The sequence below is a fragment of the Qipengyuania sp. JB2-7 genome, from assembly GCF_055693485.1.
Genome location: NZ_CM146335.1, coordinates 841,612 through 862,579, shown reverse-complemented (window position 1 = coordinate 862,579; position 20,968 = coordinate 841,612). Strand labels below are relative to the sequence as shown.

The 20,968-nt window shown below is 57.9% G+C and carries 19 protein-coding genes and 1 tRNA gene; 10 read left to right on the top strand and 10 right to left on the bottom strand.

Features of this window, described 5'->3' with window-relative positions; all coding sequences use genetic code 11:
• Positions 1-35: 35 nt before the first annotated feature.
• Both ACZ1GM_RS04180 and ACZ1GM_RS04175 read right to left on the bottom strand, forming a co-directional pair.
• The gene (locus ACZ1GM_RS04180) at positions 36-464 is read right to left on the bottom strand and encodes a methyl-accepting chemotaxis protein (protein ID WP_472677895.1); all 429 of its coding nucleotides are present in this window, start codon (positions 462-464) and stop codon (positions 36-38) included.
• A 13-nt stretch (positions 465-477) separates the two neighbouring features.
• The gene (locus tag ACZ1GM_RS04175) at positions 478-1,707 is read right to left on the bottom strand and encodes a HAMP domain-containing protein (protein ID WP_472677894.1); all 1,230 of its coding nucleotides are present in this window, start codon (positions 1,705-1,707) and stop codon (positions 478-480) included.
• 214 nt (positions 1,708-1,921) lie between these two features.
• Here ACZ1GM_RS04175 and ACZ1GM_RS04170 point away from each other — a divergent pair, with 214 nt between their 5' ends.
• The 3 genes from ACZ1GM_RS04170 (at position 1,922) to ACZ1GM_RS04160 (ending at position 5,692) form a co-directional block, all read left to right on the top strand.
• On the top strand, positions 1,922-2,887 hold the full coding sequence (locus tag ACZ1GM_RS04170) for a TonB-dependent receptor plug domain-containing protein (protein ID WP_472677893.1): 966 nt from the start codon (positions 1,922-1,924) through the stop codon (positions 2,885-2,887).
• Between the two features lie 77 nt (positions 2,888-2,964).
• Positions 2,965-4,053 (top strand): hypothetical protein, encoded by a 1,089-nt coding sequence (locus ACZ1GM_RS04165; RefSeq protein WP_472677892.1) that lies wholly within the window; start codon positions 2,965-2,967, stop codon positions 4,051-4,053.
• A gap of 40 nt (positions 4,054-4,093) precedes the next feature.
• On the top strand, positions 4,094-5,692 hold the full coding sequence (locus tag ACZ1GM_RS04160; protein WP_472677891.1) for an amidase: 1,599 nt from the start codon (positions 4,094-4,096) through the stop codon (positions 5,690-5,692).
• Positions 5,693-5,713: 21 nt separating this feature from the next.
• On the opposite strand, the gene tig is transcribed toward ACZ1GM_RS04160, so the two are convergent.
• Together tig and ACZ1GM_RS04150 are read right to left on the bottom strand one after the other, a co-directional pair.
• On the bottom strand, positions 5,714-7,264 hold the full coding sequence (gene tig, locus ACZ1GM_RS04155) for a trigger factor (RefSeq protein WP_472677890.1): 1,551 nt from the start codon (positions 7,262-7,264) through the stop codon (positions 5,714-5,716).
• Between the two features lie 75 nt (positions 7,265-7,339).
• Positions 7,340-7,424 (bottom strand) — tRNA-Leu (locus tag ACZ1GM_RS04150).
• A 162-nt stretch (positions 7,425-7,586) separates the two neighbouring features.
• Here ACZ1GM_RS04150 and ACZ1GM_RS04145 point away from each other — a divergent pair.
• The 3 genes from ACZ1GM_RS04145 to ACZ1GM_RS04135 all read left to right on the top strand — a co-directional run bounded on the left by ACZ1GM_RS04145 (position 7,587) and on the right by ACZ1GM_RS04135 (position 9,960).
• Positions 7,587-7,871: a DUF3297 family protein gene (locus tag ACZ1GM_RS04145; protein WP_472677889.1), complete on the top strand. Its 285-nt coding sequence runs from the start codon at positions 7,587-7,589 to the stop codon at positions 7,869-7,871.
• A 170-nt stretch (positions 7,872-8,041) separates the two neighbouring features.
• Complete coding sequence (gene der / locus ACZ1GM_RS04140; protein ID WP_472677888.1) at positions 8,042-9,475, top strand: ribosome biogenesis GTPase Der; 1,434 nt, start codon at positions 8,042-8,044, stop codon at positions 9,473-9,475.
• Positions 9,475-9,960 (top strand): DUF2721 domain-containing protein, encoded by a 486-nt coding sequence (locus ACZ1GM_RS04135; RefSeq protein ID WP_472677887.1) that lies wholly within the window; start codon positions 9,475-9,477, stop codon positions 9,958-9,960. The genes der and ACZ1GM_RS04135 overlap by 1 nt, the downstream gene beginning before the upstream one ends.
• A gap of 27 nt (positions 9,961-9,987) precedes the next feature.
• On the opposite strand, the gene bfr is transcribed toward ACZ1GM_RS04135, so the two are convergent.
• The 4 genes from bfr to ACZ1GM_RS04115 form a co-directional block, all read right to left on the bottom strand.
• Positions 9,988-10,473, bottom strand: coding sequence for a bacterioferritin (bfr, locus tag ACZ1GM_RS04130; RefSeq protein WP_472677886.1), 486 nt, complete (start codon positions 10,471-10,473; stop codon positions 9,988-9,990).
• A 142-nt stretch (positions 10,474-10,615) separates the two neighbouring features.
• Positions 10,616-10,804 (bottom strand): (2Fe-2S)-binding protein, encoded by a 189-nt coding sequence (locus ACZ1GM_RS04125; RefSeq protein ID WP_472677885.1) that lies wholly within the window; start codon positions 10,802-10,804, stop codon positions 10,616-10,618.
• Between the two features lie 156 nt (positions 10,805-10,960).
• Positions 10,961-12,259 carry a DUF418 domain-containing protein gene (locus ACZ1GM_RS04120; RefSeq protein ID WP_472677884.1) on the bottom strand — a complete coding sequence of 433 codons (1,299 nt, stop codon included), beginning with the start codon at positions 12,257-12,259 and terminating at the stop codon, positions 10,961-10,963.
• Positions 12,260-12,325: 66 nt separating this feature from the next.
• On the bottom strand, positions 12,326-13,429 hold the full coding sequence (locus ACZ1GM_RS04115) for an SPOR domain-containing protein (RefSeq protein ID WP_472677883.1): 1,104 nt from the start codon (positions 13,427-13,429) through the stop codon (positions 12,326-12,328).
• Between the two features lie 231 nt (positions 13,430-13,660).
• Here ACZ1GM_RS04115 and ACZ1GM_RS04110 point away from each other — a divergent pair, with 231 nt between their 5' ends.
• From ACZ1GM_RS04110 to ACZ1GM_RS04100, 3 genes are read left to right on the top strand one after another with little or no spacing between them, the layout of a single operon-like run.
• Positions 13,661-14,380: an AAA family ATPase gene (locus ACZ1GM_RS04110; protein WP_472677882.1), complete on the top strand. Its 720-nt coding sequence runs from the start codon at positions 13,661-13,663 to the stop codon at positions 14,378-14,380.
• Between the two features lie 39 nt (positions 14,381-14,419).
• Complete coding sequence (locus ACZ1GM_RS04105) at positions 14,420-14,962, top strand: hypothetical protein (protein WP_472677881.1); 543 nt, start codon at positions 14,420-14,422, stop codon at positions 14,960-14,962.
• Between the two features lie 39 nt (positions 14,963-15,001).
• Entirely contained in the window at positions 15,002-16,474 is a 1,473-nt protein-coding gene (locus ACZ1GM_RS04100) for an SPOR domain-containing protein (protein ID WP_472677880.1), read from the top strand.
• Positions 16,475-16,675: 201 nt separating this feature from the next.
• Here ACZ1GM_RS04100 and ACZ1GM_RS04095 read toward each other — a convergent pair whose 3' ends face one another.
• Positions 16,676-17,902: a dihydroorotase gene (locus ACZ1GM_RS04095; protein WP_472677879.1), complete on the bottom strand. Its 1,227-nt coding sequence runs from the start codon at positions 17,900-17,902 to the stop codon at positions 16,676-16,678.
• The gene (locus ACZ1GM_RS04090; protein ID WP_472677878.1) at positions 17,899-18,933 is read right to left on the bottom strand and encodes an aspartate carbamoyltransferase catalytic subunit; all 1,035 of its coding nucleotides are present in this window, start codon (positions 18,931-18,933) and stop codon (positions 17,899-17,901) included. The genes ACZ1GM_RS04095 and ACZ1GM_RS04090 overlap by 4 nt, the downstream gene beginning before the upstream one ends.
• Before the next feature lie 111 nt (positions 18,934-19,044).
• Between ACZ1GM_RS04090 and sppA the strand changes: the two genes are divergently transcribed.
• Positions 19,045-20,931 (top strand): signal peptide peptidase SppA, encoded by a 1,887-nt coding sequence (gene sppA, locus ACZ1GM_RS04085; RefSeq protein WP_472677877.1) that lies wholly within the window; start codon positions 19,045-19,047, stop codon positions 20,929-20,931.
• The last annotated feature ends 37 nt before the right edge of the window (positions 20,932-20,968 follow it).

Here is a 20,968-nt window from a genome sequence, read left to right as displayed (position 1 = left end):
GCTAACCTGCTCGCGCAAACGCTCTGACTGTGATTTCAGCAAGGTTGATGATTCCAGGACTTGGCCGTACCGTTCCGCCAACCGAAACAGATAGGTCGCTGACCTCCTCGACATTTGCCGTCACAGCTTCGGTGCCCGTAGCGACCCGTACCGATACTTTCCGCCAGTCCCTCTCCAGCAATTGATTGCTGGTCCACGGCGGACGCAATGGCCACGGCGGTCTGCTCAAGTTCGACCACTTCGTCGGTTATGGTCCGCAAAGCCGCTGCACTCGTGCCCGTCGCATCCTGCATCTCTGTAATGAGGCTTTCGACTTCTTCAGTTGCTTTGCCTGTTTGCGCGGCCAGTTCCTTCACTTCCGACGCAACAACCGCAAACCCACGCCCGGCTTCGCCGCCTCGCGCCGCCTCGATAGACGCATTGAGCGCGAGAAGATTAGTACGCTGTGCAATCTGCGAGATCATCTCGACAACGGAGCTAATCCGTTCGTACCGAACTGGTCATGGTGCCAATGGTGCTGTCGGCCCGACTGGCTGCATCGCTTGCAGTACGAGCCCGTTCCGCAGACGATGCTGCCTGCTGACTGATCTCACGGATCGACATGGCAAATTCATCGCTGGCCGAGGCCGCGCCGGTGACGGTGGTCGACGTTTCGCGCAAATCCGCAGATGCCTTGGTTGCTCGCTGCGAGGTATCTTTGGCACTCTTCGCCAGATCCCCGGCTGCCGAGTGCATTTGATCAGACGCTGCTGCAACTTCGCTGGCGACATCAACAACGGTCTGCTCAAAAGTGGCCGCCAACCGCTGTAATACGTCGACTTGACGGCTGCGCTCTTCTTGCAAGGTGCGTTCTTGTTCCAGCTCATGCTGGATCGCGTCGGCTGCCTCAGCCTGACGTTCGCGCAGGACCGCCAGCGCGCTGGCCATTTTGCCGATTTCGTCTTCCCGATGAACGCCCGGAATATGCAGCTCAGTCTCGCCCGCGACAATTCGCTCACTGACATCACTGATCTCTGATATCGGGCTCAGCACACGCTTTGCTACGAGGCGACGGCCAAACATGGCCAAGCCAAGCGCAGATACCAGCAGCGCGATCAAGACAGCGATCAGCGCTTGCAACTCACCCCGGCCTTCGATTGCAAAGTCAGAAGTCCGTTGGGCTGCATCTTCGCGCAGCGCCACGATGTCGTCCATCGTTGTGTCAATGTAGTCATAGCGTGGCCCCAAGAAGGATTCTTGCTCGACAACGTTGCGAGGCGCGTCACGTACTTCCTTGAGGCGCTGTTCGATGCCTTTTAGCTGCGCATCGAGTCCATCAACGATAGGCAGATAAGCGGTATCAACGCCGCCTGCGGCGACGCGCAATTGCTTGTTCATTTCGGACGCGCGCTGCGCCTGAGCGATCGAGTTTGCAATCCGTTCGGCATCAAAGTTGCGAGCGCGATATGCGCCCATCTCATCCTTGGCCAAAGTCACCGCACTACTCATATTTGAGGTGAGGAAGGCGACATTCGTCAAGTCGGAGAGGCCATTTGCCCTTTGCTCCACGCGGGCAAAAGCGAAGGTGGTCACAAGGCCGAAGACCGCAATGATGATCAGGAACAGGTTGAACACCCGGCCCATCTGCGCTGTGATCGTGCCTTGTTTGGACCACCTGGTCCAAAAGCCGGTGACCCGGTGATGAATTTTTTCAGTTTCGCCAAACATTGTCCGTTTGTTCCCCCGTATCCAGCGCAATTCGCCCGATAGTTAAGAGCAAGCTAACCAAAAGTGACTAATTTGCGGTTAACTCGGCTCAGTGGCGAGACTACTACCCCGGCAAACTCATTTGTCGGTGTGGGAACCCCGCCCGTCGATATGGATTACGATCATAGCTGGGCGCAGTTAAGGAAATTGCCTCGCTGGGAGGCTGGGCTACATCGTGCATCGTCGATCGCTTATCGTTGCAGGAAGCATTTTTCTTGGCTGTGCCTGCACTGCGCCAGCGCTTGGCCAGTCAGTGGAGCGACCTGCGCCCACACGCTCCAACACCACTGAGTCAACCGACAACTCCACTGAAGCGACGGGCCAGCCAACACGTGGCAGGATCTTCCAGCCGGAATTCTTTGATCAGTTTACGCCGCGCAATGCGCTCGACATGGTTGATCGCATCCCCGGCTTTTCCATTTCGGGAGGAGGCGGTGGTGGCGGTGGCCGGGGTCTCGGGCAAGCCAATGAGAACGTATTGGTCAATGGGGAAAGGCTATCCAGCAAATCAGATAACGTCCGCGCACAGCTAGAGCGTATTCCCGCAGGCGACGTTGTCCGCATCGAAATCATTGATGGCACAAGTCTCGATCTGCCGGGGCTCACCGGCCAAGTCGCAAACGTCATTGTCGATCTTGCCGGCATTTCCGGAACATTTAACTGGAAGGCACGGCTGCGCACCAATGAAGTCGATCCGGAATGGTATGGTGGCGAAATTTCTGTTGCTGGAACTACCGGCGACCTGACCTTCACGGTCGCTCTCTCCAATGAAAATGATCGTTTCGGCTCCGAAGGTCCCACAGTCATCACAGATGGCGCGGGCAATCTAATTCAAGCCGAAGAGACTGTTTTCACCGGAGGTTTTGATGATCCCGCGATTTCAGCTAATCTTGGCTACGACTTTGGCAATGACATTACGGCCACGCTCAACCTTTCCTACGGACGAACTTACCTCGACAGGCGCGAAGACGAACAGCTTTCCGGACCGCAAATCGACCCAAACCTGCGCGCTATTCGTACGGTACCGAGGATGGAATTGAGTACGAGATCAGCGGGGACATCACTGTTCCGATTGGCGCAGGTCAGTTCAAGCTTATCGGCGTTGAGACATTTGAAGAGGAGGACTTCAGTCAGCAGGTAATCTCGACTTTCGAAGACCCGGCACTTGGTCCCACCGGCAGCCGGTTTACGCAGCTCGACAAATCTGGCGAACGCATTGTGCGGGTTGAATACAATTTCCCTCTCATTGGCGCAGACTGGCAAATAGCGGGAGAGGCAGCTTTCAACCGGCTGGATCGTGTATCAGGGCTCTTCGAGCTGGACGATGATGAAGACTTCGCAGAACTTGATTTCCCCGAAGGCACCGGCGGAGTTCGCGAAGATCGCTATGAGACCTCGCTCAGCTTCAGCAGAGCACTCACCAATCGGCTTAGCCTGCAAGCGACAGGTGCCTACGAATTTTCGAAACTCAAACAAACAGGCAGCGCCGCCAACAATCGCAGCTTTGCGCGGCCCAAAGGGTCAGTCTCGCTTGCATGGTCCAATGGCAAGGGCTTTGATGTTGCCCTGACCGGTGAACGCAGCGTCGGTCAGTTGTCTTTCGGCGACTTTCTTGCGCGCGTATTCCTGGATGATGAGAATGCAAATGCGGGTAATAACGAGCTTGTCCCATCGCAAACGTGGGAGGCTCAGCTTGAGATCAACAAAACCTTGGGCGCCTGGGGTTCAACGACATTCATTTTTGAACAGCGCTGGATTGAGGATGCGATTGATCTGATCCCGCTGGCGGGCGGCGGCGAGGCGCGCGGCAATATTCCCACTGCGCGGCGCACCGAAATGGAATGGGAAACCACATTGCTGCTTGCTCCTGTCGGCATAAACGGGGCGCAATTGGATATTCGCCTGGAATATGAGGAAGGCGAGATCCGCGATCCTCTCACGGGCGAACTGCGCGACTTTTCCAATGGCCGCGACCGCGAGCTTGAAGTCGATTATCGACATGACATACCTGGCAGCGCAATCGCCTATGGCGGGGGGATCCGCTACAATCGCGATCGACCTGCATTCCGCCTGGAAGAGGTAAGCCTTGGCCAAATCGGTCCGACATTTGCGAACATCTTCGTCGAGCACAAGAATGTGGCTGGCCTTACCGTACGCGCGCTTGTTGGCAACCTTTTGGGCGGCAGAGCGCTGCTTGACCGAACTGTTTTCGATGGCCCGCGCAACACTGCGCCGGTTGAGTTTATCGAAACACGCAACCGTAAAATCGGGCCGATCTTCAGGCTGGATGTAAGCGGGAATTTTTAGTTCGCTTGATTTGTCCTGTGTGGCTGGCAAGGTGCCCGCCATGAACAAAGCCGTCCTCACCATCGCACTCGCAAGCGCGAGCACCATAGCTGCCGCTCAGGACCAATCACCTGAGGTGCCGCCAGCAATCTCGATCCCGTCCCAAGCAAGTTCGGTAACCGTCGAGCAGTCATCGCGGGCGCAATCTGAAGCGGAATTCGAGGCGATTGAGCAAGTCCGCAGGATCGACAAATACGATAACGGCCCAAACGGGCTAAATGCGGTCATCGCGCTAAATGCAAATTGGCAGCAGGACGTACGCGATGCAGTTGCTTCACGCGGGTTGCTGGGTGGCCGCACCGTACTGGTCAAAGACAACATCGATACGCGCGAATTGCCAACGACGGGGGGTAGCCTCGCCCTGAAGAAGAACATGACCGGGCGCGATGCACCCATGATTGCAAACCTGCGCCGTGCGGGCGGCGTGGTGCTCGGCAAGGCCAATCTCAGCGAGTGGGCCAATATCCGTGACAACCGTTCCACCAGCGGGTGGAGCGCAGTGGGTGATCTGACCCGCAACCCCCATGCGATGGATCGGAACACCTGTGGCTCGTCATCAGGCAGCGGTGCCGCCATCGCAGCAGGCTTTGCATGGGCAGCAATCGGTACGGAAACCAATGGCTCGATCAGCTGCCCAGCCAGCATCAATGGTATTGTCGGGTTTAAGCCGAGCGTCGGCGTGATCAGTCGCACCCACGTGATCCCGATATCAAATACGCAGGATACGGCGGGGCCAATGACGCGCACGGTACACGATGCGGGGTTGCTGTTGACCGCGCTGGCCGGTGAAGATCCCAGCGATGCCGTGACCCTCACAGTCCCCAATCACCCGCAAAGTTATGCCGCCGGTTTGGCCGACGCCTCGCTGCAGGGCGTGCGCATTGGCGTCATGCGTAACCAGATCGGCAATCGCGATGATCTGCGCGAGGTGTTTGAAACCGCGCTGGCTGATATGGAACGCGCGGGCGCAGTGCTCGTCGACGTCGAGCATGACATCAACACGCAGATGTTTGGCGACAGCTTCACGGTGCTCTTGTTCGAGTTACGCGAAGGCATGGGCCAGTATCTCGACTCAATTCCGGGATTTGGTGGAGGGCCGGGCGAAACCGACACTGACGTCGCGCCGCGAAGTCTCGCCGACCTGATCGCATTCAACGAAGCCAATGCCGCCACCGAAATGCGGTGGTTCGGTCAGGGTATTTTCAAGCAGGCCGAAGCGACTACTGACCGTGAGGCATATGAGAAAGCGCGCGCCAATGCCGTTCGGATTGCGGGCGAGGAGACGCTCGATATGCTCCTTGCCAAACACGACGTCCAATTCCTCGTCGCGCCAACACGCGGGCCAGCCTGGACGACCGATCTGGTCAATGGTGATAGCTTTAACGGGTCCATCGGCTTTGGCTCACCTGCGGCGATCGCAGGCTACCCGCATCTAACCGTTCCGATGGGCGATGTTGAGCAACTGCCCGTTGGCATTAGTTTCTTCGGCGCGAAATGGGCTGATCATGAGGTGCTGAAAGTGGGCGCAGCATATGAAAAGGCGCGGACAGCAACACTGCCCACGCCTTCCTTTGAACCTTGGAAACCTGCCGCGCAGTAACGGCGGCAGAGCTTGGTCTGATTACTTCTTCTTAGCGGCGGCCTTTTTGGCCGGAGCCTTCTTAGCCGTCGGCTTTTTGGCCGGGGCCTTCTTCGCCGCAGGCTTTGTCTCAGCCGCCTTCTTGGCTGGTGCTTTTTTCGCAGGAGCCTTCTTCGCAGCAGCCTTCTTCGCCGGAGCCTTCTTGGCGGGCGCTTTTTTCTTGGCCGCAGCCTTCTTCTTCGCTGGCTTCTTAGCCGCTTCCTCTTCTTCCGCCTCGATTGCCGCTTCCAGCTCCTCACGCGTTACTTCGCGTGTCGTCACGTCAGCTTTCTCAAACAGGAAGTCGACGACCTTGTCCTCATAGAGCGGCGCGCGCAGCTGAGCAGCGGCCATTGGCTCTTGCTGAATGTACTGCATAAAGCGCTCACGATCTTCTTCGCGATATTGCTGCGCTGCCTGCTGGATCAGCATGGACATTTCCTGCTGCGTCACTTCCACGCCATTGGCCTGACCGATTTCGGACAGCAACAGACCCAAACGCACGCGACGCACCGCGATGTCGCGATAATCGTCTTTCTCCGCCTCAATCTCTTTCAGCGTTGCTTCGGGATCTTCTGACTGAGCCGCTTCCTGCTGAAGCTGCGCCCAGATCTGGTCGAACTCGGCATCAACCATGCCCTCTGGCACGTCGAAGTCATGATCACCCGCTAGCTGATCAAGCAGCGCACGCTTCATCTGTGTGCGTGTGAGGCCAGCAGTTTCCTGCTCCAATTGGCCTTTCATCAGCTCTTTCAGCTTATCAAGGCTGTCGAGGCCAAGGTTCTTGGCGAACTCGTCATCAACCTTAGTGTCGGTTTCGACTTTGACTTGCTTAACGGTGACGTCGAACTCAGCGTCTTTGCCGGCGAGGTGCTCCGCCTGATACTCTTCCGGGAAAGTAACCTTGATGGTTTTTTTGTCGCCCGTTTTGGAGCCAGCGAGCTGCTCTTCAAAGCCTGGAATGAACTGGCCGGAACCAATCACTAGCGGCGCGTCTTCGGCTTTGCCGCCTTCAAACTCTTCGCCATCGGTGCGGCCAACGAAATCGATGATCAGCTGGTCACCTTCAGCGGCTTTCTTGGACTTCGCCGCGTCCTTATAACTCTTGTTCTGGCCCGCAATGCGCTCGACCGCTTCGTCGATCTGAGCGTCGCTTACCGGAACAACCAGACGCTCCAGCTTCAAGCCGTCCGTATCCGGGGCGGTGACTTCTGGAAGGACTTCCAGCTCAAGGCTCAGCTCAGCATCCTTGCCTTCTTCATAGCCTTCCTTGAGATCAACCTTGGGCTGCATCGCCGGACGCAGCTCATTATCGGCCAGCGTCTTTTCAATCGATTCGCGCAAAACATCATTGATCGTCTGCGCGTGAATTTGTTCGCCATGCATTTTGCGAACGAGATTCGCAGGAACTTTGCCGGGGCGGAAGCCGGGCATGCGCACTTGCGGGGCGACCTTCTTGATTTCCGCATCAACGCGTGCGGCGATATCACTGGCGGGGATCGTCACCTCATAGGCGCGCTTCAAACCCTTATTGGTCGTTTCCTTGATCTGCATGGATGGCACTCTGACTTTCTCAATACACTTTATTGGTCAATAACTTACGTCTGCATGGACGTGTGCGGCACAGCTTGGTGCGGGCGAAGGGACTCGAACCCCCACATCTTTCGATACTGGTACCTAAAACCAGCGCGTCTACCAATTCCGCCACGCCCGCATACCCAAACGAAGCCGCGCGCCGACAGCCGCCGCCGCGCGTTCAGGCGCGTGCCTCTAATCGTATGTCGGCAAAAGGGCAAGCAGAGTCGGCATGGATCGGGCATTTGATCGCCATTGTGCCGCTTGCCGGGGGCGCATTCCGCGCCTAATGGCTCGCAGCATGACTGAAGACACCAAACCACAGACCCCGCCAGACCGCCTCTCAATCCATCCGGATTCGAAGTACTTCGATGCCGACGCATTACCGCGCGGCGTCGGGATCAAGTTTAAGGGGACCGTGCGCACCAATATTGAGGAATACTGCATTTCCGAAGGTTGGGTGCGCGTGCAGGCGGGCAAAACGGTTGATCGCAAGGGCAAGCCGCTGATGGTCAAGCTCAAAGGCCCGGTCGAGGCATGGTTTGACGATATGGGCGATGATCCGCCTGTTGCGAAGAAGGATTAGTTTTCGTTGGTGTGAACCATGCCTCCCGCACCCTCCACGCGCTTTTGTGTCCTACCGCTTCGCTACGTGAGGACAGTCACCCGGATCAACTTTCTCTGAAGCCAGAATAAGCACATCGAGCGCCAGTCCCACCTTGCTAAGTGAAGGGATAGGGGCCACCTCACGAAACAATGAAACCAACCGTCATCATCATCGGCCGTCCCAATGTCGGCAAGTCGACCCTGTTCAACAGGCTGATCGGCAAAAAACTGGCGCTCGTCGATGATCAGCCGGGTGTGACACGCGACCGGCGCATGGGTGATGCCAATATTGCGGGCCTGGAATTTACAGTCGTCGATACCGCGGGTTGGGAAGATGAAGACGCTGAAACGCTGCCCGGACGCATGCGGATCCAGACAGAGGTCAGCCTGGAGGGCGCGGATGCCGTCATGTTTGTGGTCGATGCCCGCGCGGGCCTGACGCCGCTTGATGAAGAAATTGCCCGCTGGCTGCGCGAGCAGGATGTGCCCGTGGCTGTTGTCGCGAATAAGGCAGAGGGAAAAGTTGGCGAGGCCGGAGTGTTGGAGGCCTATGCGTTGGGCCTGGGTGATCCCGCACCGGTGTCGGCTGAACATGGCGAGGGGATCGCCGATCTGTTCAGCGCGCTTTGGCCAATGATCGGCGAAAAAGCAGACGCGGCGCAGGAAGCCGCGAATGCGCCGCAAGACGAAGACGATGACGACGGGGTGCCCACCGGCCCGCTAAAGCTGGCCATTGTCGGGCGGCCAAATGCGGGCAAGAGCACGCTGATCAACCGCCTGCTCGGTCAGGATCGCCTGCTGACCGGGCCAGAGGCCGGAATAACCCGCGATTCCATCGCGATTGACTGGCAATGGGAAGACCCAGAGAGCGGCGAGACCCGCGATATCCGTCTGATTGATACCGCCGGCATGCGTAAGAAGCGCAATGTGACTGAGAAGCTGGAGAAGCTATCCGTCGCTGACGCACGCCGCGCGATTGATTTTGCGGAGGTCGTGGTGCTGTTGCTCGATGCGACGCAGGGTCTGGAACATCAGGATCTCAAGATCGCCAGCATGGTACTGGAAGAAGGTCGCGCGCTGATGATCGCGATCAACAAATGGGATGTGGCCGAAAACGCCAGCAGCCTGTTTAACGGCATTCGCGGCGCGCTGGATGATGGGCTGGCGCAGGTGCGCGGCCTGCCATTGTTCGCTGTGTCAGCCAAGACCGGTAAGGGTCTCGACACCATGCTGGGCGCGGCATTTGAAATCCGCGAAAGTTGGTCAAAACGTGTGCCGACCGCTGCGCTCAATCGCTGGTTCGACGATGCGATGGCGGCCAACCCGCCACCCGCGCCGGGCGGACGGCGGATCAAGCTTCGCTATATTACGCAAGCAGGCACGCGCCCGCCGCGCTTCGTGGTTTTCGGTACGCGGCTGGATGATCTTCCCAAGAGCTATGAACGCTATCTGGTCAACGGAATCCGGGCGAAGCTGGGCTTTGAGGCGGTACCTGTTCGCGTTGTGCTCAAGTCGCCCAAGAACCCGTATAACGCCAATCGCGGTGGTGGCGGTAATTATAGCGGCGGTTCAAGCAAGACGTGATGCTCGACATCCTTGCATCCTCGACCATAGCGACTGACCTGATCGCGCAGACATCCAGCACAATGCGCGTTCAAGAGGTGGTGCGGATCAGCCTTGCCCCGGCCTTCCTGCTGGCCGGGATCGGCGCAGTCATGAATGTGATGATGGCGCGGCTCATCTGGATCGCTGACCGGATCGAGCGATTTCAAATGCAAATGGAAGACGAGATGACGGCGAAGGACAGGCTCGATCTCGCCAGACTATGCAACAGGCGCCGGCTGGCTCAACGCGCGGTTATGTTCAGCACGGCTGCTGCGCTGACCATTTGCGTCGTCATCGCGTTACTATTCGTGAGCGCCTTCATCAGCCCGCGCATTGGCACAATCATCGCCATCGCGTGGATAACCACCATGGTGTTCCTGATCACCGGGCTAATCCACTTTGCGATGGAAACGGTCGTGGCCGCCCGGGGGCAACCACGCCATGGTTTGATGGATAAGGATTAAATCAGAACTGGCAAAGGCCGCTTAACCCTAGCCACCCTCACCCGCTGCCTGGCTTTGCAGCTGTACGTAATTCTCCAGGCCCATCCGCTCGATCATATCGAACTGCGTCTCAAGGAAGTCCACATGCTCTTCTTCGGCGGCGAGGATATCTTCAAACAGCTGGCCTGATGCGAAATCTTTAATTGAATTCGCGTATTCTGCGGCATCGCGCAATAATGGGATCGCGTCTTCCTCCAGCGCCATATCGGCCTTGAGAATCTCCTCGACCGTCTCACCGACGCGCAGTTTATGGACCGCCTGAAAGTTAGGCAGTCCATTTAAAAAGAGGATGCGCGCGGCCAATTTGTCCGCATGCTCCATCTCTTCGATGGATTCCTTGCGCTCATACGCGGCTAGCTTCGTCACACCCCAATCGTCGAGCACACGATAATGCAGCCAATACTGGTTGATCGCGGTCAGCTCGTTCGTGAGAGCCTTGTTGAGAAATTCGATGACCTTTTTATCGCCCTTCATGGGGACATGCTCCTGTGATGCACTAAACTGAATTCGTTGCGCAGCACATAGGGCCGGAGAGGTTATGATTTCAAGGGCAGCGGGGGTCAGAAACGGCGGAATTCCGCCATTTGCGAGCGATTGTCAGTAGCGAGTTTTCACCTCAAACTGCTACTGCTTCGCAAGCCATTTCACGCTCTTCAAACAGGATGCCGTCGGCCTCTTTCAAGCACTGACCACAATTGGGCCGCTTACCCAGTTTCGCATACACCGCTTCCGCATCGCCCGAACATGCCTTTGCCGCGCGGCGAAGATCGGTTTCCCTGATGGCGTTGCAGATGCATGTATACATCGGTTCGAAAGCTCCTGCGATTGATTCGCATTTGCCAGTTTATGCGACTTATTCTCAATAGCAAGCGGTTTTGCGACCCATTCGCACTGGAAAAACGCTATTCAACTGAATCTATTCGCCTTTAGCGATCACAAAGATCGAAAATACCGCGAATGTCTATCTCTTAAAGGGGAATAGCCGACCATAGGTCAGACAACGCCACAGCCATTCCAGCGGGCCATAGCGGAAGTGATCAAGCCACGGCTTCGACCACAGCAGCATAATGACCCAGGTGCCGACCATGACGAGATACAGCTGACCCCGGGTCAGCTCCCCAAACAGGCCCCCGGCCCAGCCGTGGAACACAAACAGCATCAGGATTGAGGTGCCCAGATAATTGGTAAATGCGGCGCGACCCGCCGCCGATACACGCTGCGCGAACCACCCGGTGGCATTCGCGCTCCACAATACAAGCAAAGCCGCCAGACCAACTGCCATGACAAGGCGCGGCAGCACGCTCCACCCCATCATCGCGGCCAGTGACCCGTAGAATGTGAAACCGTTCGCCTTCGCCCATAGGCCGATTGCCAGTGTCATTGCGCCGCCGCCCAAGAAGGCGATCCAGCCCCATTTGCGCATCTTCCCGGGATCGAGCGTTCCGCTGAAAAAGCCATAGCGGTACAGAGCCATCCCGATCAGCATTAGCGGGAAGGTCTCCATCGCGAAGAAAAAGGTGTTCCCGATCGGCTCCCACCAGTCTTCGGTTACACGGTGAGTGACATAACCGGCATAATCCCCTGACTGGATCAAAGCCGTATCGATCCGATCATCTTCGAACGCCTCGACAATGCCTGCATCGAGATCCGTGCGCATCTCTTCCCACATGGCATCATCGCCAAAGCTGGTATCGGCAACGGCCCACGGCATGGTCATCATCGCGCCATAGAGAATGCCGCCAGCGATATAGCCAAGGATGCCGACCTTTAATTGACGGGATGCTGACCAACCGACGCAGGCGAGCGCAGCAAAGCCGATCAGCGCATAATAGGTCAGGATGTCGCCCATCCAGATAAAGAAGAAATGGATCAGGCCGAATATGAGCAGCCAGAAAAGACGGCGCGCCTGTAACACCCGAGTGTGCCCCTTGGCCCACGCTTTTTCCATAAACAGATATATCCCCGCCCCGAACAGCATCGTGAACAGGGCACGCATTTTGCCGTCAATCAGAGTGAGCTGAATGATATACATCCAATCCTCTGCCGGGCCATGCTCGGTCAGGAATGCGTCCGGGTAGGTGTAGGCATTCCACGGTTGGCCGAAGGCGACAATATTGGCGGCGAGGATTCCCATGACGGCCAGCCCGCGAATGAAGTCGAGGCTACCGATCCGGGTTGCGGAGAGCCCGGTTGGGCTTACGCCTTCGGTTGAGACCTCTTCAGCATCCGGCGCTGCGCCAGTACTCGTGCTTGTGCTCACACATTCCTCCCACGTGATGCACTGCACTAGCACACCAATGCAGAAGCGGAAGGGCTTTCGTGAGAATTACCGAGTAACGAGACAATCCTGACCGCTACGCTTCAGCGCAGAACATGCCGAGTTTGCAGCAGTCCGCGAAACGAAACCGCCAGCCTGCAATCGGGTGATCCTGCCCGCGGGCACAGTGACCTTTTGCGCCCCTGCAAGGGCGGGATGAACGCTAACCTTGCGCCATAGTCGATCCGCATTTCCGGGTCTACCGAATGCGCCAAGCTGGACTTTCCAGGGGCCGTTCATCGCCGGTCGCGGCGCAGGCTGAGCTGGCGCGACACGTGCTGGTGCGGGCTGAGCCACGGCTTGCGTCGCTGGCGCAGCCGACGCGATTTGTACAGGCGGCGGCGCAGAAACGGGCGTGGTGGATGTTGGCCGCGCGAAATCAGCGCCTGCACTTGCTGCGGTTGGTGGCGTTGGACGCGTGCTCGCCGGAGCGGGTACGCGCGTCTGTGCGGGCGAACTGGTCTGCGCTGGAGACCCAAGGGCCAAATCGACGGCAGCCAAGTCGCGTGCCCGATTGGCCTCTGCCTCGGCCCGCAATTGCTGCGCCAAAATCTGCGCAGCTTCGCGTTGAGCCAGTGGAACATACTGATCCATTTGCGTGATCGCATTGCGCGCCTGAGGCAGACCGGTGTTGCTGGCCAATGTCATCATTGCATAGCCGCGTACCCAGTCTTTCTCGACCAGATCGCCATTAAAGTGCGCGATCCCGATTAAATATTGCGCGCGCGGATCGCCCCTGCCTGCCGCAGCGGTGACATATGGCATGGCCTCTTCACGCCGCCCATTCTGGAACAACAGCAGACCATAATTGTCGCCTGCCTTCACATGGCCTTGCGCCGCCGCCTTGCGGTAAAGCTCCTCAGCCTGCGCCGGATCGGCAGTGACGCCACGCCCCAGACGGTAAGCCTGCGCCATATTAAACTGCGCATCGGGATCGCCTTGGGCCGCCGGCCCTGACCATTCCCGAACAGCCGCGTCATAATCCCCTGCACTCCATGCATCAACGCCTGCCTTGACGTCAGCAAGCGAAGCGGTTGAGCTGGCAAAGAATACAGCACCTGCCAACAGCCATGTACGGGTAATCTGGCGTTTCCGGATCGATGTGCGGATCATTTTACGGCCCCAATAATTCACTGAGTTTCTTTCTCTCGCTGCTACATACACACTTATGGTAAACAGTGCGTTAGTGAACTCTTGCGACATAAGCACACCAACCCGGCATCACGCATTTCGCGCCGCTGGTTAACCTAAAATTAGTTCTAGTCTGCGATCCCATTGCTGACGTCATCGATCCACGGTGACACCATTGAGCAACCTAGGGCTACTAGACAGGGGGACAAGGCCGTGAGAGTACTGGCTTTGGCATCACAAAAAGGCGGATCGGGCAAAACTACGTTGTCCGGACACCTTGCCGTTCAGGCACAGCGCGCTGGCGCTGGCCCAGTCGTATTGATTGATATCGATCCACAAGGATCACTCGCCGATTGGTGGAATGAACGTGAGGATGACTATCCTGCGTTCGCACAAACCACTGTCGCCCGTCTGGCCAATGATCTGGCGGTTCTGCGCCAGCAGGGCTTTAAGCTTGCCGTTCTTGACACTCCGCCAGCGATTACCATGGCGATCCAGTCAGTGATTTCGGTCGCTGAACTGATTGTCGTACCGACACGCCCCAGCCCGCACGATCTGCGCGCTGTTGGTGCCACGGTCGATCTGTGTGAGCGTGCTGGCAAGCCGCTGGTGTTCGTCGTGAACGCCGCGACACCGAAAGCGAAAATCACATCAGAAGCAGCCGTTGCCCTGTCACAGCATGGCACCGTTGCGCCGATCACATTGCACCACCGCACTGACTTTGCAGCATCAATGATCGATGGCCGCACAGTCATGGAAGTAGACCCTGCGAGCCGCAGCTCTGCTGAAATGGTCGCCTTGTGGAAATATATTTCTGATCGTCTCGAGAAGAACTTCCGCCGCACCGTCTTCGCCGCGCCGAACACGATGCAAGCCGCAGCACCCGGTGCTGCACGTCCAGGCGGCGGCTTTGGCCGCCGGGTTGCCCAGTAAGGGCATACGACCGGACACGGGAATCAGCGGAGACCAGATATGACAGACACTTCATTCGCCTCACTTTGCCCAACCCTGCTTGCCCGCAAAGGCGGCGCAAAGCCGGCCATGCGTCCGCAACTGGGCCTGGCCAGCAATCTGGCTGAGGCGATGAATGGCGATCTGTCTGCTGCCAATCTGGAGGATCTCGGCTGGAATGACATGGGCGATGAGGCTGGTGAAGAGATGCTGGAAGGTGGCGCTCTATCCAATGTCGTACCGATTGCGTCAGACACGGCTGAGGTCAGCACCACACCAGAAATGGTGTCCAAGGCGCCCAACCCTGTAAAAACCAATCTTGACCAATTGGCCGGCAAGCTGGACCTACCCAAGCGCAAATCGCCGAGCGCTCCCAAAATTCTGAAGGGCGGCAAACGCGCTGCCTTTACTCTGCGCCTTGATCCGGAGCGTCACCTGCGCCTCCGTCTGGCCAGCACTATCCGCAATTGTAGCGCACAACAGTTTGTGACCGAAGCACTCGACACATTGCTGCGCGACATGCCCGAAATCGACGAACTCGCCACGCAAGTATCGCGCGGCTGAACCCAGATATTGATGATTACTGCCTCAAGGAGAGGATTGATGAGCAAGGATAAGTCAGCGAACCGCACCCGTATGATCGGGTTGGCTGTCACCACAGCACTGGCCAGTGCGACGCTGGCCGGTTGCAGCACAAAGGTTGCTCCGCAGGCATCGCACTCTTCAGGTGAGGCGCAAGTTGCCCTGAAAAAAGGCAAGGCAAGCAAGGCGATCAAGCACGCTGAGGCTGCTGTTATGGCCGCGCCGCGCGCTGCTGAAAATCGTGCTCTTCTTGCCAGCGCATATATGGAAGCAGGTCGTTTCGGCTCTGCTGCCACTACATTTAGCGAAGCGGTTGAGCTGGGCGATACCGATGCGCGCACGATCATCAGCTATGCCTTGGCGCAAATGGCTGCCGGCCAATCATCGACCGCGCTGAAGACACTCGATACATATGAGGCAGACCTTGATCCGGCTGACTTCGGTCTTGCCGTTGCGATGGCTGGCCGCCCACAGCAGGGCATCCATGTCCTCGGCAATGCTCTGCGGTCCGGCCAGAACACGGCCAAAGTTCGTCAGAACCTGGCCTATGCCTATGCCCTGAAAGGCGATTGGCGTTCAGCCCGCCTGATGGTCGCACAAGATCTGCCTGCACATAAAGTTGACGAGCGCTTGGGTTCATGGGCGGTTACATCAGCAAACGGATATCATCAGGCACGCGTCGCATCGCTGCTGGGCGTTCCAATCGTTGCCGACCCGGGTCAGCCGGTTGAGCTTGCCCTGCGCAATCACCCAAGCGTTCCAATGCTTGCCAGTGAAAACGGGGCCAGCAAGAACAAGCAGGCGCCAGCAATGGCTGCTGCAAGCCCAGTCATGACGCCAGCATCAGCCACTAAGGGCGAACTGCCAGCGGTCAGCGACTGGACCAGCGCGGTCGATAGCCAACCGGCTAAACAGCCTGCTCCTGTAAAAATGGCCGCAGCTAAGCCGACCCAAAAGCCAGCGGCACCTCGCGTGGCAAAGGCTGTCGTGAACAAACCAGTTGCAAAACCGGTGGCTAAGCCAGCTGTCAAAACTGCAGCAGCTAGTCCGGCTAGCGTCAAAAAGGTAAATGGCGTCAGCTATTCCAGCGGTGAGATCGTGCAGAAAATTCCGCACACTCAACGCGTTGCAAAAGCCGCCCCGGTCAAAAAACCATCGGCCAAACCAGTTGCGAAACCAGCACCAGAGATGGCCTCTGCCGACGGCGGTTACCGCGTCCAGCTTGGCTCATACTTCTCAATGTCTGACGCACAGGCCGCGTGGAAAGTCTTCCTGGCCCGCCACCCAGAGCTGAAAGATGCTCAGAAGGTGATCAGCAAGGCCAAAGTCAAAGGCAAGATTTACTATCGCGTTGCAGCAGGCGGTTTCGCCAAAGCTTCTGCGGTGAGCATGTGTTCGCAAGTTAAACGCGGTGGTGCAGGCTGCATTGCCTACGCCGCAAATAATCCGCTGCCAGGAACAATTGATAACAATGTCCGGGTTGCGGCGCGTTAATCACTAGAGAGTCCCAAGCTCTGACGGTAGCGCACTCCATCCAACGATAAAGACTTAGCAAATCCCCTCTCGGAGCGATCCGGGAGGGGATTTTTTTGGCCTTAGCGACCGCAGCCACCCGCACCCTCCACGCGTTCTTGTCTGTCCTATCGCTTCGCTATTTGAGGACGCTCGCACCCGGATGTGGTCAAGAACTCAGAACTAGATCCCAACACCGCCCTTAAACAGTTTGAGCACCCGCCCTTGTGTCGGTTGCCCGTCAAACGGCGTGTTGCCCGCGGTCGCTGCCATCTTGGCGCTTTTCACCACCCAGGGCTTGTCCGGATCAACAATCGCGATATCCGCCTCATACCCTTCGCGCAGCTCGCCTGCATCAACGCCCAATAGCCGCGCGGGAGCCTTGGCCAGCAGATCACAAACGCGGGGCAGATCGATCACTTCATCGCGCACCAGGCTGAGCGTCATCGCCAGCAAGGTCTCGGCCCCGGCCATGCCCGGCTCTGCATCCGCGAAAGGCAAACGTTTATCCTCCGGTCCGCGTGGGTCGTGGCCTGAGGCGATGATGTCGATGGTGCCGTCGGCGATGGCGTCACGCACGGCATGGCGATCATCCTCGCTGCGCAAAGGCGGCGAAAGCCGCGCGAAACTGCGGAAATCGGCCATCGCGAGGTCCGACAGCATGAAATGCGCCGGGGTTACGCCAGCGGTGATGTTCACGCCGCGCTGTTTCGCCTGACGCACCAAATCGAGCCCAGCCCGCGTTGTGACCTGCCGGAAATGCATTCTGGCCCCGGTCATTTCCGCAAGCGCTATATCGCGGGCCAAAGCCAGCGCCTCTGCCTCTGCCGGCGCGCTGGGCAATCCAAGCCGCGTCGCCATCTCGCCCGCTGTTGCAACGGCGTCACCAACAATGGCCGCATCCTCAGCGTGCGTGATGACTGGCAGATCAAGGCTGGCCGCATATTGCAGCAGGCGCAGCATCACCCCGCTGTCCGAAATCCATTCGCGCCCGGTCGCAACACCGCGCGCACCAGCCTCTTTCATCAGCCCAATCTCTGCCAGCTCGGTGCCAGCAAGGTCGCGAGTAGCCGCTGCCATGGGATGCACCCAAAGGTCGGGCTTGCCGCTTTTCGCGATGTAGGAAACGCGGCTGGGCAGATCGAGCGGCGGCGATTGGTCTGGCATCAGCGCCGCTCTGGTGATCCCGCCAAAATGAAATGCAGGCTTGTCGATCGCGAAGACACCGCAATCGATCAGGCCGGGCGCGACTAGCTTTCCCCCTGCATCCACGATCTCATCGCCATTGTGCGGGGTTATGTCGCCAATTTCAGCGATCAATCCGTCAATGATGCGGACAACTGATTCAATGACGCCGCCATCTGCGACAACGCGGCCACCTGTTATCGCAAGGGGTTTCGCCTGCTTCATGCTTGCCACCCCTCAACGCCGCGCGTCGAACGGGTGAGCACTTCGAGGCATGCCATGCGGATCGCGACGCCCATCTCAACTTGCCGAGTGATAATTGATTGATCAATGGAATCAGCAACTTCGCTGTCGATTTCCACCCCGCGATTCATCGGGCCGGGATGCATAACCAGCGCATCCGGCGCGGCCTTGGCCAGGCGCTGCTCCGTTAGGCCATAGAGATGATGGTATTCACGCGCAGAGGGGATGAACTGGCCGCTCATTCGCTCTGTCTGCAGGCGCAACATCATGACAACATCCGCACCATCCAGCGCCGCATCGAAATCGTGAAACACTTCAGCGCCCATCGCCTCGATCCCGGATGGCATCAATGCAGGCGGCGCGCACAGTCGCACGGTCGCCCCAAGCGCTTGTAAACACAGCAGATTAGAGCGTGCGACCCGGCTGTGTTTTATGTCACCGCAGATCACAATGGTGTGCCCGGTGAAATCATCTGCGGCCTCACCCCGTTCTCGCAAGGCGTGGCGTAACGCCAATGCATCCAGCAAACCCTGCGTCGGATGTTCATGGCTTCCATCACCAGCATTTAAGACCGGGCAATCGACCTTGCTCGCGATCAGTTGTGTCGCCCCGCTCGATCCATGGCGAATAACAATTGCATCAGGCCGCATCGCATTGAGCGTGATTGCAGTGTCGATCAGCGTCTCGCCCTTCTTCACGCTGGATTGGGCGGCATGCATATTCACCACATCCGCACCCAGCCTTTTGCCAGCGATTTCAAAACTTAACAGCGTGCGGGTAGAGTTTTCAAAGAACGCATTGATGATGGTCAGCCCAGCCAAAGCATCACTGCGTTTATTCGATTGACGGTTCAGCTCCACCCATTGCTGGGCCTCATCTAGCAGGAAGAGAATTTCATGCCGTTCCAGATGCCCAATGCCAGTAAGGTCGCGATGGGGAAACGCCATACGGCCCGCCGGGTAGCGTCCATCATGCTGCGAAGGCATGACCGGTGGAGTGTTCGATACTGTCATTAAAGTCAGCCCCCTAGTCGAGGCAGGTCAGTCGCTCAAGCAGTTTTGCATGGTCTTTTCATACTTCGGCACTAGGTAAGGTGCGAAAAGCAATGGATTTTGAGGTTTCGCATGCGTTTTGCAGGCAAGGTGTGGCGGTTATTGGTCGGCGTGAAAGACGGGCTAGTGCTCGTCTTTATGCTGCTGTTTTTCTGGGCACTATTCGCGGTCCTGACCTCTCGCCCCAGCCCTGCTCAAGTGCGCGAAGGCGCGCTTCTGCTCGAACTCAGCGGCGTGATCGTTGAGGAGCAAACTCAGATCGATCCGTTTGAGACATTCGTTTCGGGACGAACCCCGATTCCAGAGTTTCAGGCTCGCGATCTCGTACGCGCAATTGATGCTGCGGCAACTGATGATCGGATCAGGGCCGTTGTTCTGGACCTTGATGGTTTTCTGGGCGGCGGACATGTGAACCTGCAGACAATCGGCGAGGCGCTTGGCCGCGTGCGCGCTGCTGACAAACCTGTACTCGCTTACGCCACCGCCTATTTCGACGATTCCATCTTGCTTGCCTCGCACGCCAGCGAGATCTGGATGGATCCACTCGGCGGAGCAATCGTCGCAGGTCCCGGTGGCGGACGGCTGTATTACGGGCAGTTACTCAATGAGCTGAACGTCAATGCGAGGGTCTATCGCGTTGGCACCTATAAGAGTGCAGTGGAACCGTATCTGCGTAACGAAATGTCGCCGGAAGCACGCGAAAACTATTCCGCGCTATATGGCGCTTTGTGGGAAGAATGGCAGGCGCATGTCAAAAAGGCGCGCGATGAAGTCGATCTGGATCAGATCACACGCGACCCGGTTGCCTGGATTGAGGCTGCGGATGGGGACTTCGCGACGGCTGCGATGAGTGCTGGCTTGGTCGATACGCTTGGCGATCGTTCAGAGTTTGAAGCCCATGTTGCAGAGATCGTTGGCGAAAACAGTTGGTCAGATGATCCGTATGCCGCCACAGAACTCGGCCCATGGCTGCAAAATGTCGGTGAAGACACCTCGGGCAAGCCAATTGGTGTGATTACTATCGCGGGCGAGATCGTTGACGGTGAGGCCGGACCAGGCGTTGCCGGGGGTACACGGATAGCTGACCTGCTGGACGAGGCACTGGATGATGAGCTCGCAGGACTGGTCGTGCGTGTGGATTCACCGGGCGGGTCAGTCTTGGCGAGCGAGGAAATTCGCCGCGCCGTGCTGCGCCACAAAGCCAATGACATTCCGATTGCAGTGTCCATGGCGAATGTCGCGGCGAGCGGCGGCTATTGGGTCTCGACCCCGGCTGACAGGATCTTCGCCGAACCTGAAACCATAACAGGGTCGATTGGCATCTTCGCGGTGATCCCGACGCTGGAGCGTCTGGGGGCCGAATGGGGTGTGAATGTCGACGGCGTGCAGACCACCCCTCTCTCCGGCCAACCCGATATTATTGGCGGTTTCACGCCAGAGGTGGACGCCATAATCCAAGCCAATATCGAAAATGGCTATGAAGATTTCCTTGATCGCGTCACCGAAGCGCGCAGCCTGTCGCGCGAAGAAGCTGACCGGATCGGTCAGGGCCGTGTCTGGGATGGCGGCGCCGCGCGTCAGATCGGGCTAGTCGATCAATATGGCGGCCTTGCGACCGCGCTTGCATGGACCGCTGAACAAGCGAAACTTGGCGATGGCGAGTGGCATGCGAAATATATCGGCACACAGCCCAGCGCGTACGACTCGCTGCTGCGCCAAATGCTGTTCGGCAATGGCGGCGAGGCCGACGGCGGCAAAGCCAGCGGCGATGTTGTCGCGCGGCTTGCACAGGCGCAAAATCGGCATTTCGGCCAATTACAGGCTGACTTGAACCGATTGATGTCTGCCAACGGTATGCAGGCATATTGCCTTGAATGCCCTCAACGCGCGAAAGCCTTGGCCGTACCAACGAAACCGCAGACGTGGTTTGGGCGATTGCTTGTGAGCTTCGCTGACTAGGCCTCCAAGCAACGCGTTTACCTTTGCGACCTCGGCG